The organism is Streptomyces sp. NPDC047049 (genome assembly GCF_040643995.1).
Classification (GTDB): Bacteria; Actinomycetota; Actinomycetes; order Streptomycetales; family Streptomycetaceae; genus Streptomyces; species Streptomyces mooreae.
The window spans coordinates 69,825-86,103 of sequence record NZ_JBEYVM010000013.1 but is presented as its reverse complement, the minus strand read 5'-3'; the positions used below and the strand labels follow the sequence as shown (position 1 = coordinate 86,103).

Sequence of the window (16,279 nt, the reverse complement as noted above, 5' to 3'; positions counted from 1 at the left end):
CCGCGAGAATACGGACGCCGGGCGGGCGGCGCGGTAGGGCTAGCCCCCCGATCCGGCCGGATTCCGGTCCTCCTGGGGCGTTGCCGGCGCTGTCGGCGCCGCCGTACGGGCGGTGTCGCGGCGGGCGGTCAGCCAGTACAGGACGGCCGGTACGGCGAGCCCGACGAGCCAGGAGACATCGGCGCCGCCGAGCGGTGCCACCAGCGGGCCGGTGTAGAAGTGCGTGGCCAGGAACGGCAGCTGGGCGAGCACCCCGAGGACATAGACCGTCAGCGCCCGCACGTTCCAGGCGCCGTAGCGTCCTGCCGGGTCGCTGAGCGCCGGGATGTCGTAACGCTCCTTGGAGATCAGGTAGTAGTCGACGAGGTTCACCGCCGACCAGGGCGTGAAGAAGGTCAGCAGGAAGAGCAGGAAGTCCTTGAAGGACGTCAGGAACGAGTCCTTGCCCAGGAGGGCGACGGCGGTGCCGGCCACCATGATCCCGGCGATGTAGGCGGAGCGGCCGCGCGGCGTGAGGGTGCGCTGCCCGCGGAAGCCGCTGACGCTGGTGACCAGCGACATGAACCCGCCATAGGTGTTGAGGATGTTGATGGTGAGTTTGCCGAGGGCGATGACGAAGTAGAGGAGCGAGGCGATCAGGCCCGCGCCGCCCAGGCCGACGATGTAGCTGACCTCGTGGCCCACGAATGCCGCGGGTGCCGCGGCGGCGGCCAGCGCGCCGAACGTCATCGACCACTGCGAGCCGAGCACCGAACCGGACAGCGTCCACCAGAACGTGGCGCGCGCCGAGGTGTGCCGCGGCAGGTAGCGCGAGTAGTCCGCGACGTACGGGCCGAACGCCAGCTGCCAGGAGGCCGAGAGCGAGACGGCGAGCAGGAAGACCGGCAGCCCGAAGCGGTGGTCGGCGAGGAGCGTGCCGAGGTCGGTGCGCTGCAGCAGCCGGATGCCGAGGTAGACGAAGGCCAGCGCGCAGACCAGGCCGGCGATCTTGCCGAGGGTGTGGATCAGTCGGTAGCCGACGGCCGCGGCCACGGCGGTGACCGCGGCGAACAGGACGATCCCGGGGGTCTCGCCGAGGTGCGTCAGCTCGCCGACGGCCTGCCCGGCCAGCACGCTGCCGCTGGCGAAGAACCCGATGTACATCACGATGACCAGCGCCAGCGGGACCACCGCGCCGCGCACCCCGAACTGGGCCCGCGAGGTGATCATCTGCGGCAGTCCGAGCCGTGGCCCCTGGGCGGAGTGCAGCGCCATCACCGCACCGCCCAGGAGGTTGCCGAGCAGCAGCCCGATCAGCGACCAGAAGGCGTTCGCCCCGAAGACGACGGCCAGCGCGCCGGTGATGACGGCGGTGATCTGGAGGTTGGCGCCCAGCCAGAGCGTGAACTGGCTGACCGCGCTGCCGTGCCGTTCCTCGTCGGGGACGACGTCGATGGAGCGCCGTTCGACCACACCTGCCATGAGTCCGCCTCGCGTTGCCGCCTGTATGGATTCATGCAGGATCGATGGCGATGAATGGAAGGTCAATAGGTGGGGAGTAATTCGTGGTGACGGGCGGGGCCGGGCGGGTCCGGGCGTTCCTGGCGGCGCGCCGTCGGCGCCGGCCCGCACTTCGGCGGCCCCGGGCCGGGCCCCGGGCCGCCGGAGCGCCCGGGCCGGCGTTCAGGCCGCGGTCGTCGTCCCGTCCGTCGGCCGCAGCTCGTCCGCGTAGGAGACCGAGATCCGGCGCATCAGCCCGTCCGCGGTGATGTCGTACTGGCCCAGCCGCCACAGCGGCGGCGAGTAGGCGTGCACCGACACCGCGTCGTCGCTCGCCCCGGTGAGCCGGTGGATGTGGTCCGGGCCGAAGGAGAAGGAGGAGCCCGCGCCGACCGCGGTGGCCAGGTGCTCGCCGCCGATCCGGGGGTTGGACTCGGTCAGGACGCCCTGGACGACCCGGACCGCCCCGGAGGAGAGGTCGTGGTCGTGCCAGCCGGTGTCGTTCTGCCGGGTCCAGCACAGCAGCCAGACATCGACGAACTCATCGCGGTGCAGGGAGGCGTAGTGGCGCTCGGTGTCCGAGAAGGCGACCTGTTCACGCCACAGGTCCGGGCGGGTGGCGAGCTCTTCGACCAGGTCCTGCAGCTCGCGCCGGTCGAGGTTGCGCTCGGGCAGTGCGGTGAACGGCTCCTCGCCGTCGGGGACCTCTCGGGCGGTGGCGGCCGGGGAGGTGCGGTACGTCATGGGCGGGCTCCTTTCGTCGGGCCCAGCAGGCGGGCCGGGTTGGCGGTGCGCAGGGCGTGCACGGCGGCCTGCGCACCGAGGTCGGGGAGGACGGGTTCGGCATAGGGGCGGTCGCTGCCGCTGACGACGACATCGATGCCCGCCGCCCGGACCAGCGCGTCGACCGCACGGGTCCCGTACGAGGACGTCTCGTAGAACGCCTTGCAGTCCACCCGGCCGCGCTCCCGGCCGCCGCCGCGGGCGACCAGCCGTTCGCCGTGCAGCGGGGCCAGGCCGGCCAGGGCCGCGAAGCAGACCCGCAGGTCCGGGTGGCGCGGCCGGCCGAAGGCGCGGAAGGCGAACCACGAGGCGTGCAGCTGCTGGAGGTAGGGGACCAGCGCGGGCCACCAGGCGGGGGCGTCCTGCTCCGCGGCCGGGGCCGGGCCGGGGTGGACGAACAGCGGCGCGTCCCGCTCGGCCGCGGCGTCCAGCAGTGGTGCGCAGCGGGCCCATCCGGCGGCGTCGAGCAGGGCGGTGGCGGGCAGTTGCAGCCCCACGCAGCCGTGGGCCAGCTCGCGCCGCAGGGCGTCGGGGTCCGGCTCGGGTGCGGACAGGCAGACCGAGGCCCAGACGCCGAAGGGGGCGGGCAGGTCCAGCGCGCCGTCGTGGAAGGCGGCGAGCAGGGGGGCGGCCTCGGCGGGCGGCAGGTATTCGATGCCGAGCGGGCTGGAGAGCGACACCAGGGCCAGGTCGAGGCCGTCGGCGCGGGCGAGCCGGGCGCGGGCCGCGATGTCGTGGGCGGCGGGGTCGACGGCGTACGGGGGCTCGCCCGGCAGGTGCAGCGTCCAGCCGTCCAGCCGCGGCGGCGCACTGCGGGACCGCAGCAGCGCGACGAACCCGGGCGGCCAGAGGTGCTGGTGGACGTCGGTGGGCACGGGCCTCCCTCAAGGTGCGGGGCGGTGGCGTGGGCGGGGGTGCGGGGCGGCGCGCCCGTCGTGGCCCGCGCCCCGGACCGCCTGCTCAACCGCTGTGCTTAACCGCTTCACTGATGCGTTTAAGTGAAACGGTTAACCGAGAGCGCTGTCAAGGCCCTGCCGGACCCGGCGGGCCGTTGCCGCCGCGGGGTGCCGCCCGGCGGGCGCCGCATCGTGACCGGCTGCCGCGCCCTCCTTGGGTAGGCTTCCGGACATGGCCAGGCCCAATAAGCGCACCACCCTCCGCGAGGTGGCCGAGGCCACCGGTCTTTCCACCGCGGCCGTCTCCTACGCGTTGCGCGGCAAGCACGTCTCCAAGGAAACCGAGGAGCGGGTGCGCAAGGCCGCCGCCGAGCTCGGCTACGAGGCCGATCCGATCGCCCGCGCCCTCGCCAGCGGCCGTACGAGCACGGTCGGCGTGCTCGCCGGTGATCTGCAGGACCTCTGGCAGCAGCAGCTGATGGCGGCGATAGGGCGGGAGCTGCTGGCCGGCGACCGCTATGCGCTGATCCTCGACGCGGGCGGCGACCCCGGGCGGGAGCTGTCCCTCGCCAAGCAGCTGCGCGACCAGCGGGTGGACGGCCTGCTGGTCTCGCCCGTTGATCCGTCGGCCGAGGGCTGGGCGGCGATCGCCGACGCGGTGCCGGTGGTCTCCATCGGCGACGCCCTGAGCCGGGCCCGTACGGCGGGCGAAGTCCTCTTCGACAACCGGGCCGGCATCGATGCCGTCCTGGACTACCTCCGGGGGCTGGGCCACCGCCGGGTCACCGTGCTGACCCCCACCGGCCCGTCCACCCCCGACCGCCCCGCCGACGTCTATGTGCGCGAGGCCGCCGACCGGCTCGGCATCGAGGCCGAAGTCCTGCCCTGCCCGCAGGAGTTGGGCGAGGCGACCGCGATGGCCCGCCGGGTCCTGGCCAACAGCCCGGACGGCCGCCGTCCCGCCGGTCCCGCCCCGGTCACCGCCGTCTTCTGCTTCTCCGACTCCATCGCCTACGGCGTCTACGCGGCCGCCGCCGAGGCCTCCCTGGCCGTCGGCCGCGACCTCTCGGTCGTCGGCTTCGACGACCACCCCGTCTCCCGGGTCCTCACCCCGCCCCTGACCACCGTCGACTGGGGCCTGAGCGAGATCGCCAAGGAGGCCGCCCGCCTCGCGGTCGCCGCCATCGAGGGCCGCCGGGTCCGCCGCAAGCGCATCCTGTGCGCCCCGCGCCTGTCGGAACGGGGGTCGGCGGTGGCGGCGCGGCCTTAGCGACCCGAAGGGGCTTGCCGGGCCCCGCCGGTGGTGCCCCGTCAGCTCGCGCGAGGGCGAACTGCCCCGTAAGCGGCTGCGTTTGCCTCGAAATTACTCGCTATGGATCTTGCATTTGCGACGTCCCCCATAGGCTGATCACGGAATCGATCCACACGGGGAAACGGGGATATATGAGGTTCCGTAGGACCGCTGCGACCGCACTCACCGCACTGACCATTGCGGGGATGGCCGGTCCCGCCTCCGCGCACAGTGCGCCGCATTCGGCGAAATCGGTGAGTTCCACCAAGGGATTCAAGCTGAAGTCGCTCAAGTCGCCGGACGCCAAAACGCTGACGGCCACCCTTTCCATGCCTGCCGGTTACCACTTCACGGTGGCCGGGAAGAAGCTGGAGCTGGTCGGGCCCGGCCATCGGACGGTGGGCTCGCTGGGCACCGCCATCAAACTGAAGAACGGCAGGACGGCGCACGTCAGCTACCGTGCCAAAGGCGCCACGGTGACCGTGCGGGCGACCCGTAGCTTCCGGGATCTCGGCGTCACCGCGCGGAGCGTGGCGGCCGAGAGCTACTCCCGGTGCGCCAACGACAAGATCAAGGATTATGTGGTGTCCGGCGGGATAGGCGGCTGTATAGCGGGCGCTGAGACCGGGTGTGCCGCGGGTGCCACGGCGGGGGCTTTCGGAGGCCTGGTCTCCGGTGCGGTGCTTTCGCTTTCCGATTGCTGATGATGGGCAAGAAATGAGAAAGGCGCTGATCGCCGGAGTTCTCGCGGTCGTGGTCGTTTTCGCGCTCACGCACACCGTGTTCTCCGGATTGACGGAACCTGCCCGGCTCGGGCTGAGCATCGTGGCCGGAGCGGTCGTCGGAGGGGTGCTGCGCGGCGTGCAGTTGCGCAGATGACCTGAGACGCGGGGCGGGCCGGGCTGCGTGGTGCCCGGCCCGCCTTTGCGCTGTTCTCCCGCGTCCGGTCCCGAGGTCTTCCGCCGTCAGGTCCCCGGGTTCTCCCGCGTCCGGTCCCCGGCTGCGGAGCCCCGTGCCGAGGAGCAGACTGGTGGCCCATGCTCCGGTAACGTCGGGCGCGCGTGCCGGTGGTCGGCCGACGGGCGGATGGGCGGGTCCTCGATGAAACGGTCCTCGACGAGCGGAAGCACGGCGGCCGACGGAGCCGGTCCGGCGGGCGGCGCCACGGGTCGCGCGCCCGGGAAGGAGCCCGCGCACCGGAACGAAACGGCGCCCCGGACCGAGCCCGTGGAACGGACCGACCCCGTGGACCGGCTGGAGGCCCACCGCACCGAGCTGACCGGCTACTGCTACCGCATGCTGGGCTCGGCGTTCGAGGCCGAGGACGCCGTGCAGGAGACGATGGTGCGGGCCTGGCGGGGCTACGACCGGTTCGAGGGGCGGGCGTCCCTGCGGTCCTGGCTCTACCGGATCGCCACGAATGTGTGCCTCGACCTGCTCAAGGGCGGTCAGCGCCGGGCCCGGCCGATGGATCTCGCCTCCCCGTCGAGCGTGGACACCCCGGTCGGCACCGGCCTGCCCGAGGCGACCTGGATCGGGCCCGTACCGGACCAGCGGGTGCTGGCGTCCGCGGCGGACCCGGCGGAGACCGCCGTCGCCCGGGAGTCGGTCCGCCTGGCGTTCATCGCCGCGCTGCAGCGGCTGGCGCCCCGGCAGCGGGCGGTGCTGATCCTGCGGGAAGTGCTCAGCTGGTCGGCGAGCGAGGTCGCCGAGCTGCTGGGAAGCTCGGTCGCCTCGGTCAACAGCGCCCTGCAGCGGGCCCGTGCGACCCTCGCCGCCTCCGGTGACACCGCCGCCGACGCGGCGCGGCAGCCGCTGGACGACGCCCAGCAGGAGCTGCTGCGGCGCTATGTCGACGCCTTCGAACGGTTCGACATGGACGCGCTCACGGCCGTGCTGCACGAGGACTCCACGCTCTCCATGCCGCCGCTCGAACTGTGGCTGCGCGGCCGCGAGGACATCGTGAAGTGGATGCTGGGGCCGGGCTGCGGCTGCCAGGGGTCGCATCTGGTGCCGGTCGCGGCGAACGGCCGGCCGGCGTTCGGGCAGTACCGCGCGGACGGCACGCCCTGGGCGATCCAGGTCATCGAGACGGCGGGCGGCCGGATCACCGCGCTGCAGTGCTTCCTGGACACCGAGCGGCTGTTCCCGCTGTTCGGCCTGCCGCTCCACCACGGCGGCCCGCCGCCCGCGTGAGGCGTGCGGCGGCGCCCGCCGTGAGGCCTGCGGCCGCCGCCGGGCCTCAGCTCACCTTGTGCTTCTTCAGCCAGGCGTCGGCCACCCGGTCCGGGTCCTGCTTCTCCTTGTCGACGAGGCGGTTGAGCTCGGTGAGGTCGGCGGTGGTGAGGGTGTTGCCCAGCCGGGCCAGGGCCTTGCGGACCTTGGAGTCGGCCTTGCGGGCGGCGATCAGCGGGACGATGTGCTGGGCGGGTATCAGGTGCTGGGGGTCCGCGAGCAGGACCCAGCCGTTCTCCGCGGTGTCGACGTCGGTGGTGAAGACGTTGCCGACGTCGATGTCGCCCTTCTTCAGCGCGCCCTTGACCAGCGGTCCGGAGGAGTCCAGCGCCTTGAACTCCTTGAATTCCACCCCGTACCGCTCCTTGAGGCCGACGAGCCCGACCACCCGCTTCTTCATCTCGGCCGCCGCGCCGAACACCAGCTTGCCGTTGACCTTGCGCAGGTCGGCGAGCGTCTTGAGGCCGTAGTGGTCGGCGGTCGCGCGGGTCACCGCGAAGCTGTCGCGGTCCTCGGCGGCCGCGTAGGGCAGGATTTCCAGGCCGTCGGGGAGCACGGTGGCCAGCGCGTTCTGCATCGCGCCCGCCTCGGTCTCGGTGGCCTTCTTGTCGAGGTAGAGCAGCAGGCTGCCCTGGTACTCGGGGAGCAGGTCGATATCGCCGGAGCGCAGCGCGGGGACCACGATCTCGCGGGAGCCGAGGTTGGGCTTGACGGTGGCCTTGACCCCGGCCGCGGTCAGTACGCCCGCGTACAGGTAGCCGAGGATCTGGTTCTCGGTGAAGTTGGCGGTGCCGATGACGAGTCCGCCGGTGCTGCTGCCGCTGTCGCCGCCGGCGCCGTCCCCCTTGAGGGAGGTGATGCCGGAGGAGCAGGCGGCCAGCAACGGGGCCGAGGCGCCGGCGAGGAGAGCGGTCAAGGCGGTACGACGGTTCATGGACGGGCTCCTCGGGTGCGTACGTAGGGGGCGGGGCGGCAGGTGCTCAGCGTGCGGGGGCCGGGTGCCAGGCGTTCAGCGTGCGGTGGCCGGGCGGCCGCGGAACAGCAGCCGGGTCAGCCCGCCCAGCGCCAGGTCGGCGACCACGGCGAGCACGGCGACCAGGGCCGCACCGCCGAGGACCTGCACCAGGTCGCGCTGCGCCAGCCCGTCGAAGACATAGCGGCCCAGCCCGCCGAAGCTGACGTAGGCGGCGATGGTGGCGGTGGCGACGACCTGCACGGTCGCCAGCCGTACGCCGGTCATGATCAGCGGGAGCGCGAGCGGGAGCTCGACCTGCCACAGGACCTGGTGGCCGCGCAGCCCCACGCCCTTGGCGGCGTCCTTGACCTCGGGGTCGACGGCGGCCATCCCCGCGTACGTATTGGTGATGATCACCGGCACGGCGAGCGCGACCAGTGACACGTACACCGGCCACACGCTCAGCCCGCCCGCGAGGAAGACCAGCGTGACCAGGCCGACGGTGGGCAGCGCCCGGCCGAAGGAGGAGAGGTTGACGGCGAGGAAGGCGCCCCGGCCGGTGTGCCCGATGAGCAGGCCGACGGGCAGCGCGATCACGGCCGCGGCGAGGGTGGCGAGCACTGAGTACTCCAGGTGCTCCAGGAGGCGCGCGGCGATGCCCTCGGGGCCCGACCACTGGGCCGGACTGGTCAGCCAGGCGGCGAGGTTCTTCAGGAGTTCGAGCATCGGGGCGTCACGCTGCCTTCCGCCACAAAGAGGTGCGCTGCCGGGAGGTGGTGCCGCGCAGCCACGGGGTGCACAGCCACTGGACGGTCACCAGCACCGCGTCGGCGGCCAGGGCGAGCAGCAGGGTCAGGGCCACACCGGCGATGACCGGGGTGGGGAAGTTGCGCTGGAAGCCGTCGGTGAAGAGCTGGCCGAGGCCGCCGTAGCCGATGTAGCTCGCCACGCTGACCAGGGAGAGGGACATGACGGTGGCGACCCGGACGCCCGCCATGATCACCGGGAGGGCGAGCGGCAGCTCGACGGTGAGCAGGGTGCGCAGCGGCCCGGTCCCCATCGCCGTCGACGCCTCACGGACCTTGACCGGGACCGCGTCCAGACCCTCGACGGTATTCCGTACGAGGACGACCAGGGTGTAGACGGTCAGACCGACGATCGCGGTGGTGCGGGTGAGGCCGGTGACCGGCAGGAGGAGGACGAAGAAAGCGAGGGAGGGGATGGTGTAGAGGATGTTGGACGCGCCCAGGATGGCGCCGCGCAGCGGCCGTATCCGGTGGGCGAGGACCGCCAGCGGCAGCGCGATCAGCAGGCCGAGGAGGACGGCGGGCACGGCGGTGGCGAGGTGGTCGGCGGTCAGGCGGGCCATCTCGCCGGCGTGGTCGGGGAACCAGCCCCACTCGATGGTCATGCGGGGCGCTCCGTGGCGGAGGGGGGCGTTCCGGGGGTGGGCTCGGCGTCTCCGGGAGTGTCGTCGGAGGCGTCTCCCGGGGTGCCCTCGGAAGTGTCGTCGCAGTCAGGTGCCCGGGAGGCGGGCCCGGGAGGGGCGGTCCCGGCGTCCGCCGCTGCCCGGCCCGCTTCCGCGTGGCTGCGGCCCGCCCGGTCGTGGATGGCGTCGCGGGAGGTGAGACCGGTCAGCACTCCGTCGTCGGAGACCCGGACGACGGCGGCGGCGGGAGAGGAGACCGCCTCGTTGAGCGCCGAGAGCAGCGAATCGCTGTCGCGCAGCGGCCGTACGGCCTCCAGCGGGGCCTCGCCCGCCGTCCCGCCGGCGGGCAGCGCGTCGGCGTCCAGCCACCCGAGCGGTTCCCCGCGCGGTGAGGTGACCACCCGCCAGCGGCCGCCGTCGCGGGGTATCCGGCCGACCGGCTCGTCGGCGCGTATCGCCCGGCCGGGGGCGTACGGCACGTCCGCGAGGGGGGTGAGCGAGAGCAGCTTGAGCCCGCGCTCGGCGCCCAGGAAGCCGGCGACGAAGTCATCGGCGGGCCGGGCCAGCAGCTCGGCGGGCTCGGCGCACTGGACGAGCCGGCCGCCGGTGCGGAAGACCGCGATCCGGTCGCCCAGCCGGACCGCCTCGTCGATGTCGTGGGTCACGAAGACGACGGTCTTGCGCAGCTCCTCCTGGAGCCGCAGCAGCTCGTTCTGCAGCTGGGTGCGCACGACGGGGTCGACGGCGCCGAAGGGCTCGTCCATCAGCAGCACGGGCGGGTCGGCAGCGAGCGCACGGGCGACGCCGACGCGCTGCTGCTGGCCGCCGGAGAGCTGGTGCGGATAGCGCTTGCCGGCGTCGGCGGGCAGGCCGACCAGTTCCAGCAGCTCGGCGGCGCGGGCGCGGGCCTTGCGCTTGCCCCAGCCCAGCAGCAGGGGGACCGTCGCGATGTTGTCCAGGATCGTACGGTGAGGGAAGAGGCCGGACTGCTGGATGACGTAGCCGATGCCGCGGCGCAGCTCGGCGGCGTCCGCCTCCTGGATGTCGCGGCCGCCGACGCTGATCCTGCCGGAGGTCGGCTCGACCATCCGGTTGACCATCCGCAGGGTGGTGGTCTTGCCGCAGCCCGACGAGCCGACGAGGACGGTGACCCCGCCTTCGGGCAGGTCCAGGGACAGCTCGTCCACGGCGGTGGTGCCATTCGGGTATCGCTTGCTGACTGCGTCGAACTTGATCATCCGCTGCCCCTTGCCCGGCCTGCATAGTGTCATGCAGAGTCATAGGCGCGTGAATAGAAGTCAATAGACGGGAGCGCATCGCCTGCGGCCCGCCTGTTACTTCGCCTCACCGTACGGAGAGAGGTGTCGGAATTACGTCGTCAAAGCGCGTTATAAGAGGGAGTTGAACCCCTTGGTTTCTCACATGCTGGACAATGGCTCCCCTGCCGGCCGGCGGATCACGCTCGACGGCACCGGCCTGCACAGCGCCGACATCGCCGCCCTCGCCCGGCGCACCGCGCACCCCACGGCGTCCGACCCCAAGGCCTTCGCCCGCGCCCAGGAATCCTGGGAGACCGCACGCCGCCTCGCTGCCACCGGCCGGGTCTACGGGCGCAGCACCGGCGTCGGCGCCAACCGCACGGAGGACGTCGGGGCCGCGGACGCCGAGCACGGACTGCGGCTGCTGCGCAGCCACGCCGGCGCGATCGGCGACCCGCTGCCCGGCCGTGAGGTCCGCGCCATGCTCGCCGTGCGCGCCAACCAGCTGCTGGCGGGCGGCGCCGGCCTGAATCCCGCCGTCATCACCTCCCTGCTCACCGCCCTGGACACCGGCGCGCACCCCGTCGTCAACGAACACGGCGGCGTCGGCACCGGCGACCTGGCCGCGCTCGCCCAGACCGGACTCGCGCTGGCCGGCGAACACCCCTGGCACTGCGCGTCCGGCGGCCTGGCCCCCGCCCCCATCGCCCTCGACAACAACGACGCCCTGGCCCTGATCAGCAGCAACGCCCTCACCCTCGGCCAGTCCGCGCTCGCCCTCGACGCACTGCGCCGGCTCCTGGCGGCCTCCCTCCCCGTCGCCGCGCTCTCGCTGCTCGCGGTCGGCGGCTCGTACGAGCCCTTCGCCGAGCCGGTCATGCTCGCCCGCCCGCACCCCGGCTCCGCGGCCGCCGCCACCCGGCTGCGCACCCTCTCCGGCGTCCCGCCCCGCCCGGCCCCGCCGCTCGGCCGTATCCAGGACCCGTACGGCTTCCGCTGCATCCCGCAGATACACGGCCCGGCGCTGGACGCCGCCGACACCCTGGACGAGGTGCTGACGGTCGAGGTGAACGCCGCCGCCGAGAACCCCCTGATCAGCATCGAGGACCAGGCCGCCTACCACCACGGCAACTTCTACGCCGCCCATGCCGCGCTCGCCCTGGACGCCCTCCGGCTGGCCGTGCTGCAGACCGCCCAGCTGTCCACCGCCCGGCTCGCCGCGCTCTCCGAGCCGGACTTCACCCGGCTGCGGCCGTTCCTGGGGGATGCGGCACCGGCCAGCTCCGGCGTGATGATCCTCGAATACGCGGCGGGCGCCGCGCTGGGCGAGATGCGCGCGGTCTCCCAGCCGGCGTCGCTCGGCCATGCCGTCCTCTCCCGCGGCGTCGAGGAGCAGGCCAGCTTCGCCTCCCTGGGCGCGCGCCAGAGCCTGCGCGCCGCTGCGCACTACCGCCAGGTCCTCGCCTGCGAACTGGTCGCCACCGTGAGGGCCTTGCGGATGCGCTCCCTGGAACCCGACCCCGGCATCCCGCTCGCCGCCGCCTACGCCTTCGCCGCCGACGCCCTCGATCCGCGGATGGAGGACCGGCCGCTGACGGATGACGTGGCGGTCGCGGCGGGGCTGCTGGACGGGCTGGCGGAGCTGTAGGGGAGCGGGGCGCCGGGCGGGCGGAGAGGGTGTCGGGGCCGGGACGCTCTTACGGCCGGATCGTGGCGCGTACCGAGGACCGGAGCGGGCCAGGAATTCCGTACAGTCGGTCGACACAGGACAGGACAGGCCCCCGACCGGGCCGGGAAGAAGAGGCGATGAGCGGGGACGGGGACAACGGCGGCGGCATCGGCGGCGCGAACGGCGGGGCGACCGGCGGCCCGCGTGGTGGCGCGCGTGGCGACGGGCCGCGGGACAGGGGCGGCCGGACGGCGGGCGCGCCGGTCACCGTGGACCCGGGGGCGGGCGCGGATGCGGGCGCGGGTACGAACGGGAATGCCGGGGCGGACACCACCGGGAGGGACGCCACCGCCACGGAAGCAGGCATCGCCGCCGTGGACACCGGTACGGCCGCCCGGCTCCAGAAGCTCTTCGAGGGCCACCGGCTGACCCCCACCCAGCGGCGGATCGCCCACTGCATGGTGCGCCGGGCCGCCGACGCCCCCTTCCTCTCCAGCGTCGAACTGGCCGAACTGGCCGGGGTCAGCCAGCCGTCCGTCACCCGCTTCGCCGTCGCCCTCGGCTTCGACGGCTACCCGGCGCTGCGCCGCCATCTGCGCGAGGTCGCCCCCATGGACAAGCCCGGCGACACCGGCTCCTACAACGAGTACCAGCAGGCCGTCCAGGCGGAGATCGACAACCTCCGCCGGCTCGCCGCCGCCCTCGCCGACCCGGCACCGGTGGCCGAGGCCGGCCGCCTCTTCGCCGCCTCCCGGCCGCTCCCCGTCCTCGGCCTGCGCGCCGCCACCGCCCAGGCCGCCGGTTTCAGCTACTTCGCCCGTAAGGTCCACCCCGACGTCCGGCTGCTGGACGAGGGCGGCACCATGCTCACCGACCGCATCGACGCCGCGGTACGCGCCGGCGCGAGCGCCCTCCTCTGCTTCGCCCTGCCCCGCCACCCCCGCGAGGTCATCGACGCACTGGAATACGCCCGCTCCGCCGGCCTGACCGTCGTCACCGTCGCCGACAGCGCCTTCGCCCCCGTCGCCCACCACACCGACCTGCTGCTTCCGGCCCCCGTCGGCACCGGCCTGGCCTTCGACACGGCCTGCGCCCCCATGCTCCTGGGCCGCGTACTGCTGGAGGCGATGTGCGACGCCCTCCCGGACGCCCAGGCCCGGCTGGAGGAATTCGACGCGGCGGCGGCGGCGCGGGGGCTGTTCGTGGAGTGAGGCGGCCATGCCGTGCCCGGGTCAGGCCATGCCCCGGGTGAGGCCGTGCCCCGGGTGAGGCCGTGCCCCGGGTCAGGCCGTGCCCCGGGCCAGGCCGTGCCCCATGCCGGGCCGGTGGCCGGGAGACCGGCGTCCGAAGGGCTCGCCGCTGAAGTGTGACCGGATTCGTGCGTCCCGGTGCGGAAAAAGGGCAAGACGTCCGCCGCGCCGCGGAGGAGGATCGGCGCATGGCGATGATCAGGACGACGGGGGGCCGGCGCGGGATGCTGCCGATGACGGTGCTGAGCGTATTGGGCGTGCTGGCGGCGGGATGCGGAACGCACCGGGCGGAGGACAACGCCGGTGCGGCCGAGCCCTCGCGGGCAGCGGCAGCGGCCCCGAGCGGACCGGCGGACTTTCCGTGCCCCGGCGAAAGCCCCTCCCCGACGCCGACCGCACACTCCTCGGGGCGGACCGCGCCGCCCACCGACCACTACGCCGAGAACCACGGCTTCCGGGTCCCCTTCCCGTTGCACGGCCGGCACCGCTGCGACGGGCTCGCGGCCGTCCGGCGCATCGAGCGTGCGCTCGAACCGCTGCGCAGGCGTGGCGACTTCAACCCCGCCAGCACCCGCAGCGCACTCGCCGGACTCGGCTACTCCGCCGGCCAGGTGCAGTCTCAGCAGAACGGTCCCGCGGGGGTCAGCTTCCTCATCGACGCCTCTCCGCTGTGCCTGGAGGGCACGATGAACAGCAGGACCACCCAGGCGGACGCCTTCGGCGGCTACCCCGACCACCCGGGCTGTGACGCCCCGTCCGGCGGCCACTGACCCTCAGCGGCCACCGGCCCGAAACCGGTCGGACCGCGCCGGGCGGCCCCCTGGCCGTCTCAGGTAATCCTCATCCGGGCTGGCTACGATCCGCCGCCGGTACAGGTGTGCCGGAAGGCGGGTACAGGTGTGCCGGACAGGTGGGAACGGAGCGGTCTCGGGGCGAGGAGGGCTGTCGTGGGGCACGGGGCGTATGCGCTGGCGCGGGTGACGGTGGTGGTGCGGGCGCCGGCGGGCTGGCTGTGGTGGCCGGGGCTGCTGGCCGCGGGGATCGGTGTGCTGGTGCCGGGCCTGGCCGGGCGGACGGCGGGGCTGTCGGCGGGGGCGGCGCTGTGCGTGGGCGCGGCACTGGTGGTGTACCTGGCACGGCGCGGCCGGTACACGACGCTGGCGCGTGCCGCGTCGCGTGCCGGGAAGGCCGTCATCCTGCAGGACCGTGCGGTCACCCTCCGGGCCTGGCGGCGGGCGCACCGCTGGTGGCTGCTGTGCGCCTTCCTGGCCGCGGTCGGGTCGTCCGGTGTGCTGCCGGCGGCCGGTGGGCTGCTGATGGCCGGGGCCGCGCTCGGGCTGTGGGCCAAGGCGCTGTGGCTGGGCCGCTGGGAGCGGGAGCACGAGGCGCTGCTGTGGGTGCGCACGGAAGCCGCCACACGGGGTGGCGCCGCGGGCAAGGAGGTCCGCGAGTACGCCCTGACCGGGACGGCCGCGGGCGACGCCCGGCCCGGCGGGGCACGGCGAGCGGGAGCGCGGACCGGCGGTTCCCGGGCCGGGGGAGTACGGGCCGGGGGAGTGCGGGCCGGCCGCTGAGCGGCGCGCGGCGGCCGGCACCCGGCCGACGGGTTCTCTCTGCCGGGTGCCCGCCGCCTACTGCCTCCCGAGTTCGCCCAGCGACTTCGCGTGCGCACCACCGCTTTCCGCGGTCAGCTCCTCCAGGGTCTGCGGGGCGCGCACGGTCGCGAAGCGGACCCCGCCGTCCGCGTCCGCCGCATAGCCGTAAATCCCGGGGCGCGGGAGGGAGTTGTAGGCGAAGTGGGTGGAGAAATAGTAGGCGCCGGTGTCCAGGAGGGCGGCGTGGTCGCCGGCCTCAAGGCGGGGGAGCGGACGGTTCTCCGCGACCAGGTCACCCGCGAAGCAGCACGGCCCCGCGATGTCCTGGGCGACCGGGGCGTCCGTCTTGGGGCGCCCCTCGGCGTCATAGGCCGCGACCCGGATCGGCCAGGCTTCGGGGACGAAGACCGTACGCGTGGCGACCTGGGCGCCGGCATGGGTGACGGCGATGGGGCGGCCGCCGGCCGACTTGGCGTACTCGACCCGGGCGAGGACCGTGCCGTGCTTGGCCAGCAGTGAGCGGCCGAACTCGGTGACGAGCCCGTAGCGCCCGGACAGCAGGCCGGGGACGGTCGAGCGCAGCAGCGCGGCGTACTCGCGGTAGGTCGGGGTGGTGGCGTCCGAGGAGAAGTTGACCGGCAGGCCGCCGCCGATGTCGAGGGTGTCGATCTGACGCCGGCCGGCCTTCTCGTTGATCTCCTCGGCGAGGTCGTACAACGCCGTGACGCCCGCGGCCATCAGCTCCAGGGGCATGCCCTGGGAGCCGACATGACCGTGCAGCCGGGTCAGCCACGGGCGGGCGAGGAAGGCCTGGACGACCCAGTCGCGGGCGCCCTCGTCACGCAGCCCGACGCCGAACTTCGAGGTGTCCGTGGCGGTGCTCATCGCCCCGATGCTGCCGCCGCCGATCTGGGGGTTGACCCGCAGGCCGATGGGCACGCTGCTCGGCGCCGAGGCCATCAGCGCGTCGATCCGGGCCAGCTCCTCGGGGTTGTCGGCGTTGACGGCGATCCCGAGGGCCAGCGCCTCGCGCAGCTCGGCGAGGGTTTTGGCCGGCGAGTCCAGAACGGTCCGGGCGACCGGCACTCCGGCGGCACGGGCCAGCGCCAGCTCGCCGGGGCTGGCCACCTCGCAGCCGAGCCCTTCCTGCGCGAGCAGCCGCAGTACGGGGACGAGCGAGGCGGCCTTCACCGCGAAGGCGTGCAGGACGGGGGTGCCCGGCGCGGTGAACTCTTCGAAGGCGGCGCGGAGTTCGGCCGCCGACCGGCGGATCCCGGCGATGTCGAGCAGTCCGGCAACGGGCTCGCCGGGGCCTACCAGCCCGTCTGCGATGGCTGCCTGAATGGCACGGTCCCGCTCCGTGGGCTGCATGGCACGGTCTCGCTCCGTGAAGTTCATGGGTCAACTCCATCATTGGGTGGGGGTGTGACGCCAACCG

Annotated in this window: 16 protein-coding genes; 8 read left to right on the top strand and 8 right to left on the bottom strand. The window is 73.7% G+C overall.

The features are described from left to right. Positions 1 to 39: 39 nt before the first annotated feature. The 3 genes from ABZ851_RS25625 to ABZ851_RS25615 form a co-directional block, all read right to left on the bottom strand. The gene (locus ABZ851_RS25625) at positions 40 to 1,461 is read right to left on the bottom strand and encodes a cytosine permease (RefSeq protein ID WP_361131802.1); all 1,422 of its coding nucleotides are present in this window, start codon (positions 1,459 to 1,461) and stop codon (positions 40 to 42) included. A 201-nt stretch (positions 1,462 to 1,662) separates the two neighbouring features. After that, a complete protein-coding gene (locus tag ABZ851_RS25620) occupies positions 1,663 to 2,223 on the bottom strand; it encodes a cysteine dioxygenase family protein (protein WP_361131799.1) in 561 nt (186 codons plus the stop codon). Further along, complete coding sequence (locus tag ABZ851_RS25615) at positions 2,220 to 3,137, bottom strand: amidohydrolase (protein ID WP_361131796.1); 918 nt, start codon at positions 3,135 to 3,137, stop codon at positions 2,220 to 2,222. The genes ABZ851_RS25620 and ABZ851_RS25615 overlap by 4 nt, the downstream gene beginning before the upstream one ends. Positions 3,138 to 3,390: 253 nt before the next feature. Here ABZ851_RS25615 and ABZ851_RS25610 point away from each other — a divergent pair, with 253 nt between their 5' ends. The 4 genes from ABZ851_RS25610 (at position 3,391) to ABZ851_RS25595 (ending at position 6,645) form a co-directional block, all read left to right on the top strand. Next, positions 3,391 to 4,428, top strand: a complete 1,038-nt coding sequence (locus ABZ851_RS25610; protein WP_361131793.1) for a LacI family DNA-binding transcriptional regulator — start codon at positions 3,391 to 3,393, stop codon at positions 4,426 to 4,428. Positions 4,429 to 4,655: 227 nt separating this feature from the next. Next, the gene (locus ABZ851_RS25605) at positions 4,656 to 5,153 is read left to right on the top strand and encodes a hypothetical protein (RefSeq protein WP_361131790.1); all 498 of its coding nucleotides are present in this window, start codon (positions 4,656 to 4,658) and stop codon (positions 5,151 to 5,153) included. 13 nt (positions 5,154 to 5,166) lie between these two features. Then, on the top strand, positions 5,167 to 5,328 hold the full coding sequence (locus tag ABZ851_RS25600; RefSeq protein WP_336050612.1) for a hypothetical protein: 162 nt from the start codon (positions 5,167 to 5,169) through the stop codon (positions 5,326 to 5,328). A gap of 348 nt (positions 5,329 to 5,676) precedes the next feature. Then, entirely contained in the window at positions 5,677 to 6,645 is a 969-nt protein-coding gene (locus ABZ851_RS25595; RefSeq protein WP_361131787.1) for a sigma-70 family RNA polymerase sigma factor, read from the top strand. 46 nt (positions 6,646 to 6,691) lie between these two features. On the opposite strand, the gene ABZ851_RS25590 is transcribed toward ABZ851_RS25595, so the two are convergent. The 4 genes from ABZ851_RS25590 to ABZ851_RS25575 form a co-directional block, all read right to left on the bottom strand. Continuing rightward, positions 6,692 to 7,618, bottom strand: a complete 927-nt coding sequence (locus ABZ851_RS25590; RefSeq protein ID WP_361131784.1) for an ABC transporter substrate-binding protein — start codon at positions 7,616 to 7,618, stop codon at positions 6,692 to 6,694. A gap of 75 nt (positions 7,619 to 7,693) precedes the next feature. Then, positions 7,694 to 8,365, bottom strand: a complete 672-nt coding sequence (locus ABZ851_RS25585; protein WP_311624940.1) for an ABC transporter permease — start codon at positions 8,363 to 8,365, stop codon at positions 7,694 to 7,696. Between the two features lie 7 nt (positions 8,366 to 8,372). Then, a complete protein-coding gene (locus ABZ851_RS25580; protein WP_361131781.1) occupies positions 8,373 to 9,050 on the bottom strand; it encodes an ABC transporter permease in 678 nt (225 codons plus the stop codon). Further along, positions 9,047 to 10,306 (bottom strand): ABC transporter ATP-binding protein, encoded by a 1,260-nt coding sequence (locus tag ABZ851_RS25575; RefSeq protein ID WP_361131778.1) that lies wholly within the window; start codon positions 10,304 to 10,306, stop codon positions 9,047 to 9,049. The genes ABZ851_RS25580 and ABZ851_RS25575 overlap by 4 nt, the downstream gene beginning before the upstream one ends. A gap of 184 nt (positions 10,307 to 10,490) precedes the next feature. Between ABZ851_RS25575 and ABZ851_RS25570 the strand changes: the two genes are divergently transcribed. The 4 genes from ABZ851_RS25570 to ABZ851_RS25555 all read left to right on the top strand — a co-directional run bounded on the left by ABZ851_RS25570 (position 10,491) and on the right by ABZ851_RS25555 (position 14,820). Next, on the top strand, positions 10,491 to 11,975 hold the full coding sequence (locus ABZ851_RS25570; protein WP_361132023.1) for an aromatic amino acid ammonia-lyase: 1,485 nt from the start codon (positions 10,491 to 10,493) through the stop codon (positions 11,973 to 11,975). Between the two features lie 158 nt (positions 11,976 to 12,133). Further along, the gene (locus ABZ851_RS25565; protein ID WP_361131775.1) at positions 12,134 to 13,207 is read left to right on the top strand and encodes a MurR/RpiR family transcriptional regulator; all 1,074 of its coding nucleotides are present in this window, start codon (positions 12,134 to 12,136) and stop codon (positions 13,205 to 13,207) included. 227 nt (positions 13,208 to 13,434) lie between these two features. Beyond that, a complete protein-coding gene (locus tag ABZ851_RS25560) occupies positions 13,435 to 14,016 on the top strand; it encodes a hypothetical protein (protein ID WP_361131772.1) in 582 nt (193 codons plus the stop codon). Positions 14,017 to 14,193: 177 nt separating this feature from the next. Then, on the top strand, positions 14,194 to 14,820 hold the full coding sequence (locus ABZ851_RS25555) for a hypothetical protein (RefSeq protein WP_361131769.1): 627 nt from the start codon (positions 14,194 to 14,196) through the stop codon (positions 14,818 to 14,820). A 57-nt stretch (positions 14,821 to 14,877) separates the two neighbouring features. Here ABZ851_RS25555 and ABZ851_RS25550 read toward each other — a convergent pair whose 3' ends face one another. Further along, complete coding sequence (locus ABZ851_RS25550) at positions 14,878 to 16,212, bottom strand: diaminopimelate decarboxylase (protein ID WP_361132020.1); 1,335 nt, start codon at positions 16,210 to 16,212, stop codon at positions 14,878 to 14,880. Between the last annotated feature and the right edge of the window lie 67 nt (positions 16,213 to 16,279).

Bases quoted from the DNA above. Each gene is read 5' to 3' on its own strand.
- ABZ851_RS25570 (WP_361132023.1), top strand. From the start codon at position 10,491: ATGCTGGACAATGGCTCCCCTGCCGGCCGGCGGATCACGCTCGACGGC.
- ABZ851_RS25585 (WP_311624940.1), bottom strand. From the start codon at position 8,365: ATGCTCGAACTCCTGAAGAACCTCGCCGCCTGGCTGACCAGTCCGGCC.
- ABZ851_RS25625 (WP_361131802.1), bottom strand. From the start codon at position 1,461: ATGGCAGGTGTGGTCGAACGGCGCTCCATCGACGTCGTCCCCGACGAG.
- ABZ851_RS25590 (WP_361131784.1), bottom strand. From the start codon at position 7,618: ATGAACCGTCGTACCGCCTTGACCGCTCTCCTCGCCGGCGCCTCGGCC.
- ABZ851_RS25550 (WP_361132020.1), bottom strand. From the start codon at position 16,212: ATGCAGCCCACGGAGCGGGACCGTGCCATTCAGGCAGCCATCGCAGAC.
- ABZ851_RS25565 (WP_361131775.1), top strand. From the start codon at position 12,134: ATGAGCGGGGACGGGGACAACGGCGGCGGCATCGGCGGCGCGAACGGC.
- ABZ851_RS25575 (WP_361131778.1), bottom strand. From the start codon at position 10,306: ATGATCAAGTTCGACGCAGTCAGCAAGCGATACCCGAATGGCACCACC.
- ABZ851_RS25560 (WP_361131772.1), top strand. From the start codon at position 13,435: ATGGCGATGATCAGGACGACGGGGGGCCGGCGCGGGATGCTGCCGATG.
- ABZ851_RS25620 (WP_361131799.1), bottom strand. From the start codon at position 2,223: ATGACGTACCGCACCTCCCCGGCCGCCACCGCCCGAGAGGTCCCCGAC.
- ABZ851_RS25605 (WP_361131790.1), top strand. From the start codon at position 4,656: ATGGCCGGTCCCGCCTCCGCGCACAGTGCGCCGCATTCGGCGAAATCG.
- ABZ851_RS25610 (WP_361131793.1), top strand. From the start codon at position 3,391: ATGGCCAGGCCCAATAAGCGCACCACCCTCCGCGAGGTGGCCGAGGCC.
- ABZ851_RS25600 (WP_336050612.1), top strand. From the start codon at position 5,167: ATGAGAAAGGCGCTGATCGCCGGAGTTCTCGCGGTCGTGGTCGTTTTC.
- ABZ851_RS25580 (WP_361131781.1), bottom strand. From the start codon at position 9,050: ATGACCATCGAGTGGGGCTGGTTCCCCGACCACGCCGGCGAGATGGCC.